Annotated in this window: 13 protein-coding genes; 9 read left to right on the top strand and 4 right to left on the bottom strand. The window is 59.1% G+C overall.

The features are described from left to right. Positions 1-46 precede the first annotated feature (46 nt). The 5 genes from GY33_RS0114960 to cimA are packed head-to-tail and all read left to right on the top strand — an operon-like array spanning position 47 to position 5,498. On the top strand, positions 47-1,573 hold the full coding sequence (locus GY33_RS0114960; RefSeq protein WP_031388108.1) for a bifunctional ADP-dependent NAD(P)H-hydrate dehydratase/NAD(P)H-hydrate epimerase: 1,527 nt from the start codon (positions 47-49) through the stop codon (positions 1,571-1,573). A 30-nt stretch (positions 1,574-1,603) separates the two neighbouring features. Beyond that, on the top strand, positions 1,604-2,062 hold the full coding sequence (locus GY33_RS0114955) for a CBS domain-containing protein (RefSeq protein ID WP_031388107.1): 459 nt from the start codon (positions 1,604-1,606) through the stop codon (positions 2,060-2,062). A gap of 57 nt (positions 2,063-2,119) precedes the next feature. Beyond that, entirely contained in the window at positions 2,120-2,668 is a 549-nt protein-coding gene (gene tsaE / locus GY33_RS0114950) for a tRNA (adenosine(37)-N6)-threonylcarbamoyltransferase complex ATPase subunit type 1 TsaE (RefSeq protein WP_051822689.1), read from the top strand. Continuing rightward, complete coding sequence (locus tag GY33_RS0114945; protein ID WP_031388105.1) at positions 2,656-3,900, top strand: aspartate kinase; 1,245 nt, start codon at positions 2,656-2,658, stop codon at positions 3,898-3,900. The genes tsaE and GY33_RS0114945 overlap by 13 nt, the downstream gene beginning before the upstream one ends. Next, entirely contained in the window at positions 3,897-5,498 is a 1,602-nt protein-coding gene (cimA, locus tag GY33_RS0114940) for a citramalate synthase (RefSeq protein WP_031388104.1), read from the top strand. The genes GY33_RS0114945 and cimA overlap by 4 nt, the downstream gene beginning before the upstream one ends. A gap of 149 nt (positions 5,499-5,647) precedes the next feature. Here cimA and GY33_RS0114935 read toward each other — a convergent pair whose 3' ends face one another. After that, a complete protein-coding gene (locus tag GY33_RS0114935) occupies positions 5,648-7,357 on the bottom strand; it encodes a long-chain-fatty-acid--CoA ligase (protein WP_031388103.1) in 1,710 nt (569 codons plus the stop codon). 197 nt (positions 7,358-7,554) lie between these two features. Further along, on the bottom strand, positions 7,555-10,092 hold the full coding sequence (locus tag GY33_RS0114930) for a glycogen/starch/alpha-glucan phosphorylase (protein ID WP_084185203.1): 2,538 nt from the start codon (positions 10,090-10,092) through the stop codon (positions 7,555-7,557). A gap of 374 nt (positions 10,093-10,466) precedes the next feature. Here GY33_RS0114930 and GY33_RS0114925 point away from each other — a divergent pair, with 374 nt between their 5' ends. From GY33_RS0114925 to GY33_RS0114910, 4 genes are all read left to right on the top strand, one after another. Then, complete coding sequence (locus GY33_RS0114925; protein WP_031388101.1) at positions 10,467-11,777, top strand: CBS domain-containing protein; 1,311 nt, start codon at positions 10,467-10,469, stop codon at positions 11,775-11,777. Between the two features lie 154 nt (positions 11,778-11,931). Continuing rightward, complete coding sequence (locus GY33_RS19980; RefSeq protein ID WP_031388100.1) at positions 11,932-14,625, top strand: PocR ligand-binding domain-containing protein; 2,694 nt, start codon at positions 11,932-11,934, stop codon at positions 14,623-14,625. A 100-nt stretch (positions 14,626-14,725) separates the two neighbouring features. Continuing rightward, positions 14,726-15,865 carry a murein transglycosylase domain-containing protein gene (locus GY33_RS0114915; RefSeq protein WP_031388099.1) on the top strand — a complete coding sequence of 380 codons (1,140 nt, stop codon included), beginning with the start codon at positions 14,726-14,728 and terminating at the stop codon, positions 15,863-15,865. A 463-nt stretch (positions 15,866-16,328) separates the two neighbouring features. Beyond that, complete coding sequence (locus tag GY33_RS0114910) at positions 16,329-17,396, top strand: hypothetical protein (RefSeq protein WP_031388098.1); 1,068 nt, start codon at positions 16,329-16,331, stop codon at positions 17,394-17,396. A gap of 72 nt (positions 17,397-17,468) precedes the next feature. Here the strand turns inward: GY33_RS0114910 and GY33_RS19340 are convergent, their stop codons facing one another. Both GY33_RS19340 and radA read right to left on the bottom strand, forming a co-directional pair. After that, positions 17,469-18,131, bottom strand: coding sequence for a nuclease-related domain-containing protein (locus tag GY33_RS19340; RefSeq protein WP_161788484.1), 663 nt, complete (start codon positions 18,129-18,131; stop codon positions 17,469-17,471). Between the two features lie 302 nt (positions 18,132-18,433). Next, positions 18,434-19,822 (bottom strand): DNA repair protein RadA, encoded by a 1,389-nt coding sequence (gene radA / locus GY33_RS0114900; RefSeq protein ID WP_051822688.1) that lies wholly within the window; start codon positions 19,820-19,822, stop codon positions 18,434-18,436. Positions 19,823-19,827 lie beyond the last annotated feature (5 nt).

The raw sequence follows: 19,827 nt of genomic DNA, 5'->3' as shown, positions 1-19,827 counted from the left end.
CAGCACCCGATCTTTCGAGACTTTTTCAAAGCCAGGAGGAATTACCATGTACCGCCCGTTACCCACACCGGAAGAAATGGCCCGTTGGGACTCCACGGCCCAGCGCGACTATGGTCTGCTGCAGGAACTGCTCATGGAAAACGCCGCCAGGGAGGCTTTGGGCGTTCTGCTTCGGGAATTCGGACCGGTTGAGGGAAAACAGGTCGTGCTTTTGGCCGGTCCGGGCAACAACGGCGGGGACGCCTTTGCCCTGGCCCGGTACCTGGCCGACCACGGCGCCAGGGTCAGCACGTTTCACGTCAAGCCGCCCGAGGCCTATACCGGCGCGGCCGCCTACCACCTGGACCTGCTGAACAAGCTGCGCCTGCCTTTGGTCCCGTTGCCCGACGCCCACATCGACCATCTGCGCCGACCGGACATTCTGGTGGACGGCTTGCTGGGCACCGGCTTCCAGGGGGAGTTAAGGACGGAGTACCGGCAATGGATCGAATACATCAACCGCCTGCCCAAGGAAGTCTTCGTCCTGTCCCTGGACATCCCCACGGGTTTGAACGGGCTGACCGGACGCCCTTCGCCCATTGCCGTCAAGGCTTCGGCCACGGTCAGCTTCGAGGCGACCAAGCTCGGCCCGGCCCTGCCGGAAGCCGCCCCGTACGTGGGCCGGGAACGTGCCCGCCCCATCGGGATTCCGTTTCGGGTTAAACAGGCCCAGCCGCCTGGACAATTCCTGCTGGAGCGTGACGTTCTGAACCTGCTTCCTCCTTCCGAAGACCTGCTGCACAAGGGCACGGCCGGGCATGTACTGGTGGTCGGAGGTTCTCCGGGGTTGACCGGGGCCCCTCTGCTCTCGGCCCTGGCCGCCCTACGCTGCGGAGCCGGACTATCCTCCGTGGCCTGTCCGGCTGAGCTTGCCAGTGAAATCAAGGCCGGGTGTCCCGAGGTGATGCTCCTGCCCCTGGGCCGCGGGACCTCCTGGAGCCGGGACTGTGTCGACGACCTGTCCGAAGCTCTCGCCCGCTTCAACTCGCTGATTCTCGGCCCGGGACTCGGTCGCTCTCCGGAGGCGGCTGCCTTTTGCCAAGCCCTTTTAGCCCTCGACCTGCCTCCCCTGGTTGGCGACGCGGACTTCCTGTACGCTTTGGCCCAAAACCAGGACCTTTTTACCCAACTTCCGCTGAACTCCATCCTCACCCCCCACCCTGGCGAAATGGCGATGCTCAGCGGGCTGTCCATTGAGCAGGTCCAGGCAAACCGAATTGAAACGGCCCGGGAATACGCCCGGAAATGGAACGTCATCCTGGTGCTTAAGGGGGCCGGAACGGTCATTGCCTCCGGCGAAGGGGCCGTGTATGTATCCCCATTTGCCTGCCCAAACTTGGCGGTGGGAGGTTCCGGCGACGTACTTTGCGGCGTCCTGGGTGCCCTGCTGGCCACGGGCCTCGACCCGCTGTCCGCCGCCAACGCGGGCGTGTACTGGCACGGCCTGGCGGGTATGGAATTGAGGAAACGCTTTCCCCGGCGAGGCAATCTGGCTCGGGAGATCGCGGATATGCTGCCACATGTAGTGGCCTGAACAATACGGAGCAGAGAGGAGGCGCACAGGATGCGGACAGCCAAGGACATCATGACCCGGGACGTGGTCACCGTGACACCGGATACGGACGTCAACGCGGCGGCCAAGATTCTTTTGGAAAGGGACTTCAACGGCCTGCCCGTGCTGGATGATCACGGCAAGCTGGTGGGCGTTCTCTGCCAAAGCGATCTCGTGGTCCAGCAACGCGAATTCCCCCTGCCCTCGTTTTTCACCCTGCTGGGCGGCTTCGTGGCCCTGACCTCCCTGAGCCAGCTCCAACGCGCCGTGGACAAGATGGCCGCCACCAAGGTCAGCCAGGCCATGACCCCGGACCCGGTCAGCGTCTCACCGGATACGCCGGTCAACAAGCTGGCCGACCTGATGGCCGAAAAGAAATATCACACCATCCCGGTGCTGGAAGAGGGAAAGCTGGTCGGCGTGGTGGGCAAGAAGGACATTCTTCGCCTTCTGGCCAGTTCCGAGGAATAAATCAGCGAAAACCACGCCAACCGAACCACCCGCCTCGCTTTGAGGCCCTCTCCACCAATGCCTTCACCGCCGTCACCGCTTCATCTCCACCTCAAGGATCACGAAGCCACCATTGCCTTGGGCGTCTGCTTTGTCGAGGCCATGCGAGCCTTGGGCGTGTATCCGGCGCTGTTACTGGACGGCGAGTTGGGGGCGGGGAAGACCACGTTTACCCGGGGCGCGGTTCAGGCTCTGCCCGGCGGGGACGAGGCCGAGGTGGCCAGCCCCAGCTTCAATTACCTGAACGTCTACCCCACTGAGCCGGAAACGTATCATTTTGATTTTTACCGGCTGCAAGACCGGGGATTGGACGACGAATTGTTCTGCGCCCTGCACGAACCGGCCCGACTGGTCATCGCGGAATGGGCCTCTTACTGTCGGTCCGGCGACCTGCCCGGAGATCACTTGGCCGTATTGTTCACCGCGCGACCGGATGCTCGTGAGGCGACCATCCGAGCCCGAGGCGCAACCGCCGAACGGGTGCTCTGTCGCCTGCGCGACAGCCTTTCCACTCATTTTCCGTTTCACGACGCCCTGCAAGGAGGAGATCCGAAATGCGGATCGTAGTTCAGAAGTTCGGCGGCACGTCCGTGGCCAACCTGGAGTGCATGCGCCAGGTCATGGCCAAAAACAAGAAAGTTCTGGACCAGGGAGCCAAGCTGGTGGTGGTCCTTTCGGCCATGGCCGGGGAAACCAATCGGCTCCTGGGCATGGCCAAGCAATGGAGCACCCGCCCCGATCCCTGGGAACTGGACGCCCTGGTGGCCACCGGGGAGCAGGTTTCCGTGGCTCTTTTCGCCATGCTGCTCAAGGACCACGGCATCCGGGCCCGTTCCGTGCTCGGCCATCAGGCTGAAATCCTGACCGACTGCTCCGCCGGACGGGCCAGGATTCTGGGGATCAACACCGAGCGACTCATGGAACTGCTGGAAAAGCACGACGTTCTGGTGGTCGCGGGCTTCCAGGGCTGCGACATCCGTCAACGCATCACCACCCTGGGCCGGGGAGGCTCGGACACCTCGGCCGTGGCCATGGCCGCCGCGCTGCATGCTGATCTGTGTGAAATCTTCACGGACGTGGACGGCGTGTACACCACGGACCCGAACATCTGTCCCAAGGCCCGCAAGATCAACCGGATCACCTATGACGAGATGCTGGAGATGGCCAGCATGGGGGCCAAGGTGCTCCAGATCCGGTCTGTTCAGTTCGCAAAAAAATATTCGGTCCCGGTGCATGTCCGCTCCACGTTTTCCGACGAACCGGGAACCATTGTCACCAAGGAGGAGGAAGGCATGGAAGAAGCGCTGGTGTCCAGCATCGCCTACGACAAGGATCAGGCCAGGGTCACCCTGATGGACGTGTACGACGAACCGGGCGTGGCCGCGACGATCTTCGCGCCCATTTCCGACGCGGACATCGTCGTGGACATGATCGTCCAGAACCCCAGCCGGGAGGGCCTCACGGACATGACCTTCACCGTGCCCCGGGGCGACCTGGACGGGACCATCCGCATCCTGGAGCGCATGAAGACCGAGATCGGGGCCCCGGCCGTGGTCTCCGACGCCCATGTCAGCAAGGTCTCCATCATCGGCGTGGGCATGCGCAACCACTCCGGCGTGGCGGCCATGGCTTTCACGGCCTTGAAGAACGAGGGCATCAATATTTTGATGATCAGCACCTCGGAGATCAAGATTTCCATTCTTCTTGACGAAAAGTACACCGAACTGGCCGTGCGCACCCTGCACGAGGCCTTTGGCTTGGACAAGCCGGCAACTCCGACGCACTGTGAGCAGACATGACCGCCATCAGCATCTACGACACCACCCTGCGCGACGGGGCCCAGTCCGAGGACCTGCATCTCTCCACTGAAGACAAAATCCGCATCGCTCGAAAACTGGACGAGTTGGGCATTGCCTACATCGAGGGCGGCTGGCCCGTATCCAACCCCACGGACCTGCATTTTTTCAAGGACATCAAGAACTACGACCTGAAAACCGCCCGGGTGGCCTGTTTCGGCAGCACCCACAACCCCAAGGGTTCGCCGGACAACGACCCCAACCTGAAGGCCGTGCTCCAGGCGCGGACCGAGGTGGTCACCCTGTTCGGCAAGACCTGGGACATCCACGTCCAGGAGGCCCTGCGCACAACCCTGGAGCACAACCTGGAGATTATCGCCGGCTCGCTGGCCCATGTCCGCCCGGAGGTCAAGGAGCTGTTTTTTGACGCCGAGCACTTCTTCGACGGCTTCAAGGCCCAGCCCGAGTACGCGCTGCATTGCCTGCGCAAGGCCTGGGAGGCCGGGGCGGACGTCCTGGTGCTCTGCGACACCAACGGCGGCTGCCTGCCCCAGGAAATCGGGGAAATCGTAACCCGGGTCCAGGAGGCCCTGCCCGGAGCCAAGCTGGGCATCCACACCCACAACGATTCCGAAACCGCGGTGGCCAGCTCGCTCATCGCCGTGGCCAACGGCGCGGTCCAGGTCCAGGGAACCATCAACGGCTACGGGGAACGCTGCGGCAACGCCAACCTCTGTTCCGTGATTCCCAACTTGGAACTGAAAATGGGCTGCACCTGCCTGCCCGAGGGCCACTTGCCCCTGATTACGGCCACGGCCCATTTCGTCTCCGAAGTGGCCAACCTGAAGCCTTTTTTGCGCCAGCCCTTTGTGGGCAACTCCGCCTTTGCCCACAAGGGCGGCATCCATGTCAGCGCGGTGACGCGCAACCCCATGACCTACGAGCACATCCAGCCGGAACTGGTGGGCAACAAACAGCGCATTTTGCTCTCGGACCTGGCCGGGCGCAGCAACATCCTGTTCAAGGCCAAACAGTTCGGCTTTCACCTGGAAAAGGACGACCCCTTTGTCTCCGAGCTGCTGGCCGAGATCAAGCAGCGGGAAAGCACCGGCTACGAATACGCCGCGGCCGAGGCCTCCTTTGAGCTGCTCCTGAACCAGACCCTGGGCCGGATGCGCCGCTATTTCAGCCTGCTCAGCTTCCGGGTCATCGACGCCCGCCACGAAGACCAGGCCCAGCCCTGGGCCGAAGCCACGGTGATGCTCAAGGTCGGCGGAGTGGTGGAACACACCGCCGCGGCCGGGCAAGGCCCGGTCAACGCCCTGGACCATGCCCTGCGCAAGGCCCTGGAGCGCTTCTACCCCAACCTCAAGGAAATGCGCCTCGTGGACTTCAAGGTCCGGGTGCTCTCCGGGCGCTCCGGAACGGCCTCCCATGTCCGCGTGCTCATCGAGTCCGGCGACGCCCACTCCAGCTGGATCACCGTGGGCGTATCCCACAACATCATTGAAGCCAGCTGGCAGGCCCTGGAAGATTCCATGAACTACAAGCTGTTCAAGGACGACCAGCGCAAACTGGAGCAGATCACCACGGAAAAATAGGATGTTTTCCCTGGCATGGCCGGAGCGCGACATGTTGTAGGGGCACGGCGCGCCGTGCCCCTACGGCAGAGACAATATACGAAGAAAGGGGGCCGAGGACATGCATGTCCTCGGCCCCCTTTCTTCGTGGAAAAAAAGGCGTTGCCGCCTCAGTCCCCCATCCGTCTCTTTCTTCGCTCTTTCACCTTTTCCTCTTCCTCCTGGCGCAAGGCCCGCCGCAACACCTTGCCCACCAGGGTCTTGGGCAGTTCGGTGCGGAACTCCACCCGGCGGGGGACTTTGTATTTGGCCAGTTTTTTGGAACAGAACTCGATGATTTCCGATTGCTCGATCACTTCGCCGTCTTTGGGCACGATGAAGGCCTTGACGATTTCCCCCCGTGTGGGATGGGGGATGCCCACGGCCACGGCCTCCTTGACCTTGGGGTGCTCGAAGAGTACCTCGTCCACGTCCCGGGGATAGACGTTGTAGCCTCCGGTGATGATCAGATCCTTTTTCCGATCCACGATGAAACAGAACCCGTCCTCGTCCATGTAGGCGATGTCCCCGGTGTACAGCCAGGTATTGCGGATGGTGGAGGCGGTCTCGTCGGCCCGGTTCCAGTAGCCTTGCATGACCTGATGGCCCCGGATCACCAGTTCGCCCAGCTTGCCCGTGGGCACGGGTACGGCCCCGCCTTCCATGTCCACGATGGCCGCTTCGGTGCCGGGCAGGGGAATGCCGATGGAGCCGGGCTTGTGCTTGCCGTCCAGGGGGTTGAGATGGGTCACCGGCGAGGCCTCGGTCAGGCCGTAGCCTTCGATGATCTCAGCCCCGGTCAATTTCTGAAATTTCTGCATGACTTCCACGGGCAGCGGCGCGGAGCCGGAAATACAGTAGTTAATGGAAGACAGCTTGAACTTGGCGAGATTCTTGTGCTGGACCATGGCCACGAAAATGGCCGGGACGGCCGGGAATATCGTGGGCTTGTACTTCTGAATGGCCTTGAGCAGATCGGCCACCACCAGCCTCGGAAAGGGGATGATGGTCGCGCCCAGGGCCACGGCGAAGTTCATGCAGACCGTCAGGCCGAAAATATGAAAAAACGGCAGCACGGCCAGCAGAGTGTGCCGGGACTTCGTGAGTTTGGGCAGCATGGCCAGGCACTGCTGGACATTGGCGGTCAGGTTGGCATGGGACAGCATCACTCCCTTGGGCACGCCGGTTGTCCCGCCGGTGTACTGAAGCATGGCCAGATGGTTGCGCGGATCGTCGACGACCTGGCTGTAAACCTCCCGCCCTTTGACGATCTCTTTCCACGGAAGTATCGCGTTGTCGTCGTAAGGGACGTCCTTGCCCAGGCCCTGCTTCCAGGCCTTGAGCTTGTAGACTTGGCGCAGGGGGAAACCCAGGGCGTCGGCAATGCTGGCGACGATGATCTTTTTCAGATGCACGCGCCGCCGCAACCCCGAGACCTTGGACCAGAGCAGATCCAGAGTGACCAGAAACTCCGCGGAGCTGTCAGAAATCTGGTCTTGCAGCTCGTTTTCCATGTACAGAGGATTCATCATCACCACCACGCCTCCGGCCTTGAGGATGGCGAAGTAGGTGATCAAGGTCTGGGGCAGGTTCGGCAGAAGCACAGCCACCCGAGTCCCCGCGGTCAGCCCCAGTCGCCGCAGATTCGCGGCCATGACGCCGGTCAAACGATCGAACTCAGCGTAGGTTATGGACCAGTTCTGAAAGACAATGGCCTTGCGTTGAGGACTATTCCGGGCCGACCGGGCCAGCAGTTCATGGATGGCCATGGCTTCCGGTTCAAACGGGGTGGGGACTTCGGGGTCATAGAATTTTCGCCAGGGGCTCGGAACGTCGATCATTGTCACCTCGTAATGGCTGGATTCGATGGCCGCGTATTGCGCGACCGCTCTGAAAGGAAGAGGACTTCCCGAAAGGGAAGTCCCATAACTTCACGTTCCAGAGCTAGTATCGACTTCATTCGTTCAGGGCAATGCTTTCGCCAAACGGAAAACAGCGTCGAATGCATTGATGACCGGGGAATAACAAGGTTCCGGGATCAAAGCAGACAGGCTTGCGGGTCCACGCCCCAGATGTTCCGGGCGTAGTCCATGACCGAACGGTCGCTGGAGAACTTGCCCATGTTGGCGGTGTTCAGGATAGAGCGTCGGGTCCATTCGTCCTGGTCTCGGTAGAGTGCGCTGACCTGTTCCTGGCACTCCACATAGGCCCGGTAGTCCGCCAGGACGCAGAAGTAGTCGCCATGATGCAGCAAGTTGTCGATGATCGGCGCAAAAAGGCCGTGGTTGTGAGCGGAGAAGACATTGCCGGAAATCATGGACAGCACCTGCTTCAGTTCCGGATCGTTTTCGCAGAACTGCCAGGGATTGTATCCGCCGCGACGCAGGGCCTTGATCTCATCGGCTGTGCGGCCGAAGATGAACATGTTCTCCGCCCCGATCTCCTCCAGCATTTCCACGTTGGCCCCGTCCAGGGTACCGATGGTCAGGGCCCCGTTGATGGCGAACTTCATGTTTCCGGTCCCCGAGGCTTCGTAGCCGGCCGTGGAAATCTGCTCGGACAATTCCGTGGCCGGGATAATCCGCTCGGCCTGGGATACGCAATAGTTTGGCAGAAAAACCACTTGCAGCCGACCGGCCACGTCCGGATCGGGGTTGACCACGTCGGCCACGCCGTTGATCAGCCGGATGATCAGCTTGGCCATGAAATAGGCCGGCGCGGCCTTGCCTCCGAAAAACACGGTCCGGGGAACGAAGTTCCCCCGAGGATCGGCCTTGATCCGGTTGTAGAGTGTGATCACGTGCAGCACGTTGAGCAGTTGGCGCTTGTATTCGTGGATGCGCTTGACCTGAACGTCGAACATGGCGTCCAGATTGCATTCAAAGCCCAGTTTGCGGGTCACATAGGCCGCCAAGCGCTCCTTGTTGGTCCGTTTGACGTCGCGCCATTTGGCCCGAAAGGCCGGGTCTTCGGCATGAGGGACCAGATCTCGCAACCGGTCCAGATTATAGAGCCAATTGCCGGAAACTTTTTCCGAGATCAACTCCGCGAGGCCGGGATTGCACTGGTTCAGCCAGCGCCTCGGGGTGACGCCGTTGGTTACGTTGCGGAATCGGCCCGGAAACACGGCGTGGAACTCCGGAAACACTTCAGCCTTGATGATCTCCGTATGCATGGCCGCCACACCGTTGACCGAAAAGCTGCCCACGATGGCCAGATTGGCCATGCGCACGGCTTTTTCCGGGTGTTCCTGAATGATGGACAGCCGGGACTTGCGGGCGCTCGGGTCGGGATGGCCGTCGTCGAGCCCGTCCAGCCACTGCATGAAGCGATGGTTGATCTCGTAGATGATCTCCATGTGCCGGGGCAGAACCCGCTGGATCAACGAACAGGGCCAGCTTTCCAGAGCTTCGGGCAGGATGGTGTGGTTGGTGTAGGCGAAGACACGGGTGCACAAATCCCATGCCGTGTCCCAGTCTAAGAGTTCCTCGTCCACCAGGATGCGCATAAGTTCGGGAATGGCGATGGTCGGATGGGTGTCGTTGAGCTGGATGACCACCATTTCCGGGAGTTTATCGAACGTGCTGAACTTCTTTTTGTATCGACGCAGAATGTCTTCCAGGGACGCGGCCACGAAAAAGTACTGCTGGCAGAGCCGGAGCACCCGGCCATGGAGCTTGTCGTCGCTGGGATAGAGCACCTTGGAGATGGTCTCGTCCCGGATCTTGGCCTCCAGCGCGCCGATATAGTCTCCGGTATTGAAGAACTCCAGGTTGAATTCCGTGTCCGACTTGGCGGCCCACAGCCGCATGTTGATGGCCCGACCGTTGCGATACCCCGGAACGAGCAGGTCGCAAGCCATGGCCAGAACCTTTTCCGTGTCCACCCAGTCGTGACGCAATCGGCCCTGGTCGTCCACCCAGGTCCGGACCTTGCCGAAGAAATTGACCGCCTTCATGAACCGGGCCCGGTCGAACTCCCAAGGGGTGCCGTGCTTGGTCCAATTGTCCGGCTGCTCCACCTGGGCCCCGTTTTCGATGGTCTGGTGAAACATGCCGTAATCGTAGCGGATGCCGTAGCCGTAACCGGAAATACACTGGGTGGCCATGGAGTCCAGATAGCAGGAGGCCAAACGTCCCAGACCGCCGTTCCCCAGTCCGGCGTCCCATTCCACTTCGGCCACGTTTTCCAGGTCCAAGCCGAATTCGGACAGGGCCTCCTTGGCCAAATCGTGTAGCCCCAGACAATGCAGGCTGTTCAACAGCGACTTGCCGTGCAGATATTCCATGGACAGGTAATACACCCGCTTGGCCTGTTCATTGTAATATGAACGCTGGGTTTTGATCCATTGCGCGATCATCCGGTCGCGGATGGCCAGAGCCAAGCCGTTATAATAGGTGAAATCGTTGGGTCGGGCATAGTCGTTACCCAGGCTGGTCACTACATGCCGCACAATGTCGCGCTTGAGCCCCTCCACGGTGTCGTCGCCGTGCAAATCGCCGTCCCACTGAACAAGGCGACTTTTTCGGTCCGGGGAGGCCACCACTTCTGCTTTGCCCTTATTTTTTTTGGCCATGGAATTGTCCTTGGTTTGTGCAACTACTCAGCTAAATCGAAGAAGGCCTGGATACCGGCCTTCGCCGGTATGACTAACGTGAAAAAGACTTGTTTCGATTCGTCATTCCGGCGAAAGCCGGTATCCAGTGCGGGTGAATAACCACGAACCGAATGTGCTAAATAGTTACTTTTTGTTTTAACTGCTCCACTGTCATGACGATCACGTCGTCCCGCGACAACTCGCGAACGTGCTCGGAACCCTAGCGAAGATCAGGGTTTGTTGCAAACAAATCATGATTGTAGACACGCCCGGAATCAGCTACAGGAAAAGCAATCGAGGCTTTCTGAGGAAACTTGGTCTTTGACGACGAGCCCCGGACAGGAGATACGCGAATGATTCTCGTGACCACCCACGTCAACACCGACTTCGACGCCCTGGCGTCCATGGTCGCGGCCGCCTTCCTGCATCCCGGCGCGACGCGTCTCATTCCATCCCACGTCCAGCCCGCGGTGCGCGACTTCCTGGCCGTACATTGGGACCTGCTCCGCCTCAACCACCGGGACACCGTGGACCTGGCCGAGGTGGATAAGCTGGTGATCACGGACACATCCAGTTGGGAACGTCTGGACAACATTAAGGAACTGACTTCCCACGCCGATCTTCCGGTAACCGTCTGGGACCACCACATGGCCGGTGGATCTATCGCCGCTGCCGAGGAACATCGCGAAGAAGTCGGAGCGACGGTCACCCTGCTTTTGGAACGCTTTCAGGCTCAAGATACGGCCTTTTCCCCGATCCATGCCACACTCTTTCTGCTGGGCATTTACGACGACACCGGCTCCCTGTCCTTCCCCAACACCACGGCCAGGGATGCGCGCATGGCCGCCTTTTTGCTTGAAAACGGAGCGGACCTGAACGTGGTCTCCGCGTACCTGGACAGCTCTCTGGACGAGCGTCACCTGGACCTGTTCTCCCGGATGCTGGCCGAACCGGAAATCATCCGCCTCAATGACCTGCGCCTTGGGGTCTGCGTTCAGGATGCCCGCAAGGAACTGAACATGCTGCCCACAGTGGTCTCAAAATTCATGGAGATTCAAGGCCTCGACGCCGCGTTTGGGATCTTTCCCATGGGCTCCCACAAGACCGCGGTCATCGGACGCGGCAACCCCAAGCTGTTCGACGTAGGCGCCGTGGTCCGCCGTCTGGGCGGAGGCGGCCATCCCGGCGCCGGTTCCGCCGTTGTCCAGGCTCCGTTGGATACGACACGAAGTCAGGTCGTCGAGTTGATCCGCCAAACCGGAACCAGGCGGACCAATGTCCGCGATCTGGCCACCCCGATCTCGGCCCGGCTGGCACCCGCGCACAGCCTCCGGGAAGCCGCGGCCATCATGAAAGGACCGAAGGTCCCGAATACCTCCAGGACGGAACGCCAGGCCTTGCCGGTGGTGGATGAACAGGGCAGACTTCTTGGCGTCCTGCACAAGGCCCAATTCCGTAAAATCAAACAAGACCGGCAATGGGAGAAATCCGTGACCTCCATGCTCCGTCAAAACGCCCCCACCGTGCATCCGGACCAGAGTCTGCGTGAGGCCCTGCATCTGATGACGCATTCCGACCTGGGGTTTCTGCCCGTGGTCGAGGACGGCCGCCTGGTCGGAGAGATCACCAGGGCGGCCGTGATTTTGAATATGTATGAATTGTGACGTGTTACGAGGGGATGAACCAAATCCTCACTGGATTGGCGCCGTCCACACCGTAGGGGCACGGCGCGCCGTGCCCCTACGGTTGCCGATCACTTCCGAACTTCCGAACCATCCCGTTTTTCTGAGTTGTAATTGACTCGAACGTGGAGATTACATGCCCCTCACGCCCCCCAACGCTTCTCATGACGACTCGCCGTTCCGGATCGATCCCACCGCCCACGCCGCAGCCGTCCATGACTTTGAAGCCCTCGTGGCCAACACGCCCATGGGCGTGTTCACGACCACTCCGGAGGGCCGGTTTCTCAGCGCCAATCCGGCCATGGTCCGCTTGCTGGGGTACGACTCCGAAGAGCAGCTGGTGACTTCGGTGACGGACATAGCGGCCCAGGTGTTCGCCGATCCGGAGGACCGAAAGACATTGGTCCGTCTTCTGGACCAGAACGACGAGCTTGTGGATTACGAGTGCCGGATGGTCCGCCGCGACGGCAAGCCGTTCTGGGCCTCGGCCACGGTGCGGGTTGTCCGGGACGCCGCCGGACGGGTATTGCTCCACCAGGGCTTTCTTTCCGACATTTCGCAACGCAAGCGCACCGAGTCGATCATGGCCGCCCGAGACCGGCTCCTCCATCTGGCCCGATCCGGAAGCCTGGCTGAACTGCTCCGGGCCACTCTGGGCGAGGCCGAACAACTCACCGCCAGCCGGATCGGTTTCTTTCACTTTTTTGAGGATGATCAATCCACCATTGTCCTTCAAACCTGGTCCGCCAGGACTGTCAAGGGAAGCTGCACCGCCGACCCCTCCGCCGGCACCCACTATCCGGTGAGCCAGGCCGGGGTCTGGGCCGACTGCGTCCGCACCCGCGCCCCGGTAATCCACAACGATTATGCCGCCCTGCCCCACCGCCGGGGGCTGCCCGAAGGGCATGCCCCGATTCTCCGGGAAATAGTGGTGCCGGTGCAACGGGACGGACGGATCGTGGCTATTCTCGGCGTGGGCAACAAGCCCACGGATTACGAAAGCGAGGATCTGGACGTCCTGACCTCCCTGGCCGATCTGGCCTGGGACATCGCCGAGCGCAAACGAGCCGAGGAGACTTTGCAGGAAAGCGAGGAACGCTACCGGCGGATTACGGAATGTCTGACCGATTATCTGTACACCGTCAGGGTTGAGGACGGCCGAGCCGCTCAAACCGTGCATAGCCCGGCCTGCGTCGCCGTGACCGGATTCACGGCCGAGGAATTCGCCGCTGATCCCTACCTTTGGATCAACATGGTCCTGCCCGAGGACCAGGAGATGGTCCGGGAACAGGCCCGCAAAGTGCTCGTGGAGGGTCGTGCCGATCCCGTGGAACACCGGATCATTCGCAAGGACGGTCAACGGCGTTGGGTGAGCAACACCATCGTCGTCAGGCTGAATTCACGGGGGGAATTGACGGCCTACGACGGCCTGATCAAGGACATCACCGAGCGCAAGAACATGGACCAGGCCCTGCGCGAAAGCGAAGCCGGGGTCCGGACCAAGCTCCACGCCCTGCTCTCACCGGACGGAGACGTGGGCGCGCTGGCCCTGGAAGACATCATCGACACCCGGGCCATCCAATTGCTGATGGAGGATTTCCACCGCCTGACCAACATCGGCAGCGCCATCGTGGACCTGCACGGCAAAGTGCTGGTGGCCACCGGATGGCAGGACGTCTGCGTCAAATTCCACCGGGCCCACCCCGACGCCCTGCGCAACTGCATCGAAAGCGACACCCTGCTCTCCAGCGAGGGCGCTCCCGGAACCTTCAAGCTCTACAAATGCAAAAACAACCTCTGGGACATGGCCACGCCGATCATCATCGGCGGCCGCCACCTGGGGAACATGTTTCTGGGGCAGTTTCTGTTCGACGACGACCTTCCGGACCTGACCCTGTTTCGGGAACAGGCCCAAAGGTACGGTTTTGATGAACAACGGTACCTGGCCGCGCTGGACCGGGTGCCGCGGTACGACCGCAACACGGTCCATCAGGCCATGGACTTCTACGCCCGCCTGGCGGACCTGGTGGCCACCCTCAGTTTCGGCCAGATCAAACTGGCCCGGGCCATGGCCGAACAGGCCCGGGTCAAGGACGAACTGCGTCGGGTCAATGCTCGGCTGGAGCAGACCCTGGCGGACAAGGACAAGTTCTTCGCCATCATCGCCCATGACCTGCGCTCGCCGTTCATCGGCTTTTTGTCCTTCATCCGCTTGATGGTCGGACACATCGAGAGCATGAGCCAGGAGGACATCCGCAAGCTGGCCGAAGACATGAAGGGCAGCGCGGAGAACCTCTACAACCTGCTGAACAACCTCCTGGACTGGGCCCGAATGCAGCGCGGCCTCACCCCCTTCGAACCCCGGCCCCAGCCCCTTTCGACCTTGATCCGGGGCACCCTGGAACTCATCGAACCCAGCGCCCGTCAGAAAGCCATCGCCCTCCGCTGCTCGATCCCGGAACACATTTCCATCCTGGCCGACCACCCCATGCTCAGCACCGTGGTCCGCAACCTGCTCTTCAACGCGGTCAAATTCACCCAACGCGAGGGGGAAGTCACGATCACCGCGGAGCAGGACGAGGAATCGGTCCGGATCTCCATCCGGGATACCGGCGTGGGCATGGACGAGGCCGTTCTGTGCGGCCTCTTCGCCCTGGACCGCAGAATCTGCCTGCGCGGGACCGAAGGCGAACGAGGTTCCGGCCTGGGCCTGCTTTTATGTAAGGAGTTCGTCGAAAAGCACGGAGGACGGATATGGGTGGAAAGCAAACCAGGGCAAGGAACGATCTTCACCTTCACCCTGCCCCGAATGCAGTGCGAGCAGACGTGACCGCTCAAGAAGGTCGGACACGGCCTGAGCAGCGGCTTCCGCGACGCACCTCATCCCGACGACCGGCGACCAACCCGCCCCAAAAGCAGGGAGTCCGACATTGAACAGACGGCTCTTCCTCGCCTTGATTCCCGCGGCGCTCTTTTCCGGGTGTACGCATCGGGAAGTGGAAAGAGGCATCAGGTCGACCCATCGCGCCCTTTCCGGGGATGTGGCCGGGGCCGTGAATGCGTACATACCGACATCCGGCGTTCCGGAGGTCGATCAACTGGTCCGACGCCAGGTTTCCACCCTGATCGACAAAATTCAGCGATACTGGAAAGACAAAAAGGTTCCCACGGAAACCGAGTACGTCAAATACACCGACGGCTACCAAAGCCGCGCCGTGGTGAATTTCGAAACCGGTCGCATCCGCGTGGAAACCAGAAGGCAAGACGACCCGCGAGCCGCGCTCCAGCAGGCCACGATCGCGACCCTGCTCACCCCGGAGGACCCGACCACCGTGGATCTGCTCAGCGACAAGGAAGTCAAGATCGGCGGGCAGCCCTTTCTCTACGGCCTGGTCGTGGACCATGAAAACCAGAACATCCGCTGGGCCTGGCGAGCCGAGCGTTACGCGGACCACCTGCTCCGGACACGCTACGAGACAAGCGGGTCCGGTCGCTCGCGGATCCATTTCGTTACCTTCGAAATGGTCCTGGAATACCAGGGCCGGCAGCAGTTCAAGTTTCAGGATTCCGTGATCCGAAACGCCAGAAGATTCAACCAGTCCCCGGACCTGGTCTACGCGATCATGGAGGCGGAAAGCAGCTTCAACCCCTACGCCGTAAGCCACGTTCCAGCCTACGGCCTGATGCAAATCGTCCCCACCACCGCGGGCCGGGACTGCCATCAGCTCCTCTATGGTCGCCCGGGCACCCCGACCAGGGAATACCTGTTCGTCCCGGAAAACAACATCCGCATGGGAACAGCCTACCTGCACATCCTCGACACCCGATACCTCAAAATGGTGCAAAACCCGAGAAGCCGCGAATACTGCGTGATCGCCGGGTACAATACCGGAAGCGGCAACGTGCTGAAGGCCTTCCACCGCGACCGCAATCAAGCCGTCGCCAGAATCAACGCCGCCTCGCCGCAAGAGGTCTACGAACGCCTTGTCCGGAATCTGCCCTACCAGGAAACCCGCAACTACCTGCCCAAGGTCGTCAGACTCAAGTCAAAATACGCGGCAGTTCGATAGCTTCAGACGCATATTTTGCGCCGACACGTTACAAAAAGTAGAAACATTTTGTCAGCAATGAATCAAAATTCAACCGCATTTGCGAAATATCCACAACAATCCGACAAAATAGAAAGTGGATGCATGTTTTCAAAAATTTTGAAGAGTTCATCAAACCGGCGCGGCCCTGACCCTGGATATTCGACAACTTTATCCAGACCGTGGACTGACAGAACAACCACTTCACCGTTGGCGTCGTCCTGGCTAGGCCGATCGCGTTGTGCGGGGAGGCTGGGATATTCGATGAAAACTCATCAATTCAAACAAGGCGGAGTTATCAGCTTTTCTCGATAACTCCGGAATCGTGGCGTTATCAAGTTAGGGCAGGCAGTTTAATGGTGCGCACTCCGACCACTTCAAACAGGTCAGGGGTGGAGTTATCAAGAAACTGATCAATAAATTGTTATATGACAAGGGAAAATTCATGAGTGAATTTGATTTTATCAGCAACGATACGTTTCGTAATATGCTTGAAAGAGACAAGCGTGAAATGGCATCTTGCCTCGAAGCTGGTAATTTTAAATCTGTATTGATTTTATCAGGCAGTATCATTGAAGCTATTTTGGTAGATTTTTTTCTTGTATTTTTAAATGATAAACATTCGTCAAGCGCGATACTTAAATCTCCATTAAGTAAACTAATCGATATCGCTGCAGAAAATAGTCTTGTTTCCGATAGGACTAAGGATATCGCAACAGTTGTTAGAAACTATAGAAACTTGATACATCCAGGGATAGAATTTAGACTTAAAGAAAAGGTTGATAAGCCATCAGCTGTTGTTGCTACAAACCTTGTTGACATCATGATCGCTGAGCTTCGCGATGTGTTTTCAGAAAAATACGGCTATAGAGCCGACGCAGTAATTGCAAAAGTCAAGATAGATCCGACTTGTAGCACAATTTTCAAGCATATGGTATCACAGATGATTCCATCTGAAAAATTGAAGCTATTTTGTTCAATACCCATAATTTGTGAAAATGTTGAACTAGAGGATGATTTCATTAATTTCGTAAAACTTCATGGAGTTATAGCTGAAACAATACCTCAAAATGTAATTAAAAAAGAAACCGAAAAACTGAATGAATACTTAAAGCACAAAAGTATGGAAGATATATTTTCATATTTAACTTTTTACATAAAACATTTGAATCTTTTAGAAAATAGAGATAGAGATGCAGTTTTAGCGTACCTATTTGGCCAACTATGTATTGGAAATCGTTTTGTTCTTATGGATATAAAACGAATGAATCCATATACCATAGGCAAGTTTATTGACAATGATAATAGAATACACTTACTTCGAGAAGCAATCTTTAAAAGATTGCATCAAAAAGATACTGATGGTGATGATTTGTTCTTATCAATATTGGAAGGTGTTTTTGTAAATCTATCCGATGATGTAAAAGAAAACATAAAAGAGAGAATTGTCTTTAACCAAACACAGAAATCATTGGAATGGATCAAAAGGATCAACAACTTCTGCCCATTTTGAGTTTTTCTCAAAATCTCTTGTAATTTGTGCTTTCACAGCGACGGGGAAAAGCCGCCATGCGTGAAGCTGGCGTCACCCCTCCCATTCCCGATACGCCCTCGGCTTCACATCCCGACATTTCTGCTCCACCTGGTAGGCGATGCGCTGGATCATGCTTGCGTCCAGTACGGCGGGCAGTTTGCAAAAGAGACCGTGCGCTCCTTTGCCGTTGATAATGAAGACATCCGGTTTGGTAGTGCGCTCGACGTACCAGCCGGGTATGGCCAGAACGGGTTGAGCCAGAACCGGTTCGCCAACCGCCTTGCTTAGCTCGACGGAAAGATCCGCTGCCTGACGCTTGGCCTGTTGAATGGGTTCGGTCTCGGTCCAGCCCGGAAATTTGAGCTGTTTGCCGTCATACAACACTTTGGCGTCAGCCTTCGCGTCCCCTGTTGTGGGCTTGGACCTGGCCTTGGTCTCCACGGCAAAGACTCCGGCAGGGCCGATGAGTACGTGGTCAATGTTGAATTTTCCGGCGGGATAATCGTGAAAGACGTGGTACCCGTTGGCTAAAAGCTGGTTCAGTTCCTGCCCCACGGCCATTTCGCCTTCAAAACCAAGCCGAGCGTTGCGTCGCTGATTGAGATGAAAATTCATCCTGTACAACCCAAATCCGTACAAAAGGGCAAACGGAATGTAGAAGATGAGATTGTCCTGGAACAATCGATCCGGATGGTGAATATGCACGTAGAGCATTGAATAGTAAAAAACCGGTAAAAATAGAAGAATGAACAGCCATTGCGTTAAATCATCATTGATCAGTTCGATTCGTTTGAACTCAGAAAAACCTGGTCCGCGTAAAAAGTCCTTGGTAAACGGGGACCGTTTACGCCTTGCCTCCGTAAGTTTTCGGTGGGCAATTAAAAACCCGAGGAGAACTACAAGCGAGGCGAAGAAGATCAAGAGGGGAATGGCTTGATAGACAAATATGGACATGTTCGACCAGCTTTTTGGAAACGTTCAGGAAGTTGGGAAGGCCATACCTTTGAAGCGCAGCCTCAGAAAACCGTATTCGCCCGGTCCTGACGAGCTTCGGGCTTGTGATTGGCAGGACCGGCGTTTCCGAACAGGAGCTTGGCCAGTTCGCCGACATTGGCCACGCCCTGGGGGGCGTCTGCGCTCCGGGGAGTGAGGATGGGGGTGTAGCCCAGGCGTTTGGCCTGGCGGTCGCGGACGTCCTGACCCAGGACCGGACGGATCTGACCGTTGAGGTCCACCTCGCCCCAGAGCACGGCCCGTTCGGGCAAGGGCTTGTCCAGGAAGGACGACAACACGGCGGCCACCACGCCCAGGTCCAGGCCGGGATCCTGGAGGCGCAGGCCGCCGCCGATCTTGGTGTAAATGTCGAACTGGCCCAGGGGCAGGCGCAGGCGCTTTTCCAGCACGGCGAGAAGCAGGTGCAGGCGGTTGGCGTCAAAGCCCAGGACGGTCCGGCGGGGCATGGCCAGAAAACTCTTAGTGGCCAGGGCCTGGACCTCCACGGCAAAGGGCCGGTAGCCGTCCAGGGCCATGACCAGGGCCGTGCCGCTCAAGCTCGGGTCCCGGTCGCCCAGAAAATATGTGGAAGGGTCCGGAACCACGGTCAGGCCGCGCTGCTCCATCTGAAACACCAGCAGTTCGTTGCTGGGGCCGAAGCGGTTCTTCTGCACCCGCAGCAGCCGGAACATATGCTGACGATCACCCTCCAGAGAGAGCACCGTGTCCACCATGTGCTCCAGAAGCTTGGGGCCGGCGATGGCCCCGTCCTTGGTCACGTGCCCAACCAGAATCAGACAGCAGTTCAGCTGCTTGCAGCTTTCTACCAAACGGGTGGCCACGGTGCGGACCTGGCTGACGCTGCCGGGCAGGCCGTCGGATTCTTCCGAGGACACGGTCTGGATCGAATCCACGATCATGAGAGCCGGCGGCTTCCCTGCACCGAGCATGGCCAGCACGTCTTCAAGCCGGTTGGTGCTCAGGGCGTCCAGACCGGGGACCAGGGCTTCCAATCGCTGTGCCCGGGCCTTGATCTGGCCCAACGATTCCTCGCCGGAGACATAGACCACCCGTCTGCCGCCCCCAGCCGCCTGGGCGGCCAACTGTAGGAGCAGCGTAGACTTGCCGATCCCCGGCTCCCCCCCCACCAGCATGGATGCCCCGGGCATCAATCCGCCGCCCAAAACCTCGTCCAGCCCGGAAAGCCCGGTTGTCCACGCCGCAACCGGAGCGTCGCCGCCGTCGGTCAGACTGACGGGAGAGGAAACGGGGCGGATGTCACGGCGGGCGGGGGAGGCTTTCGGAGCTTCCTGGAGCGTGTTCCACGCCTTACACTGTGGACACTGGCCCTGCCATCTGGGGGACCGGGCCCCGCAGTCGGTGCAGATGTGGAGGCCGGGGGGAGTTTTCATCGGGA

The organism is Desulfonatronum thiodismutans (assembly GCF_000717475.1).
GTDB lineage: Bacteria > Desulfobacterota > Desulfovibrionia > Desulfovibrionales > Desulfonatronaceae > Desulfonatronum > Desulfonatronum thiodismutans.
Note: the sequence above shows the minus strand (reverse complement) of the source record. Positions and strands in the feature narration are given on the sequence as shown.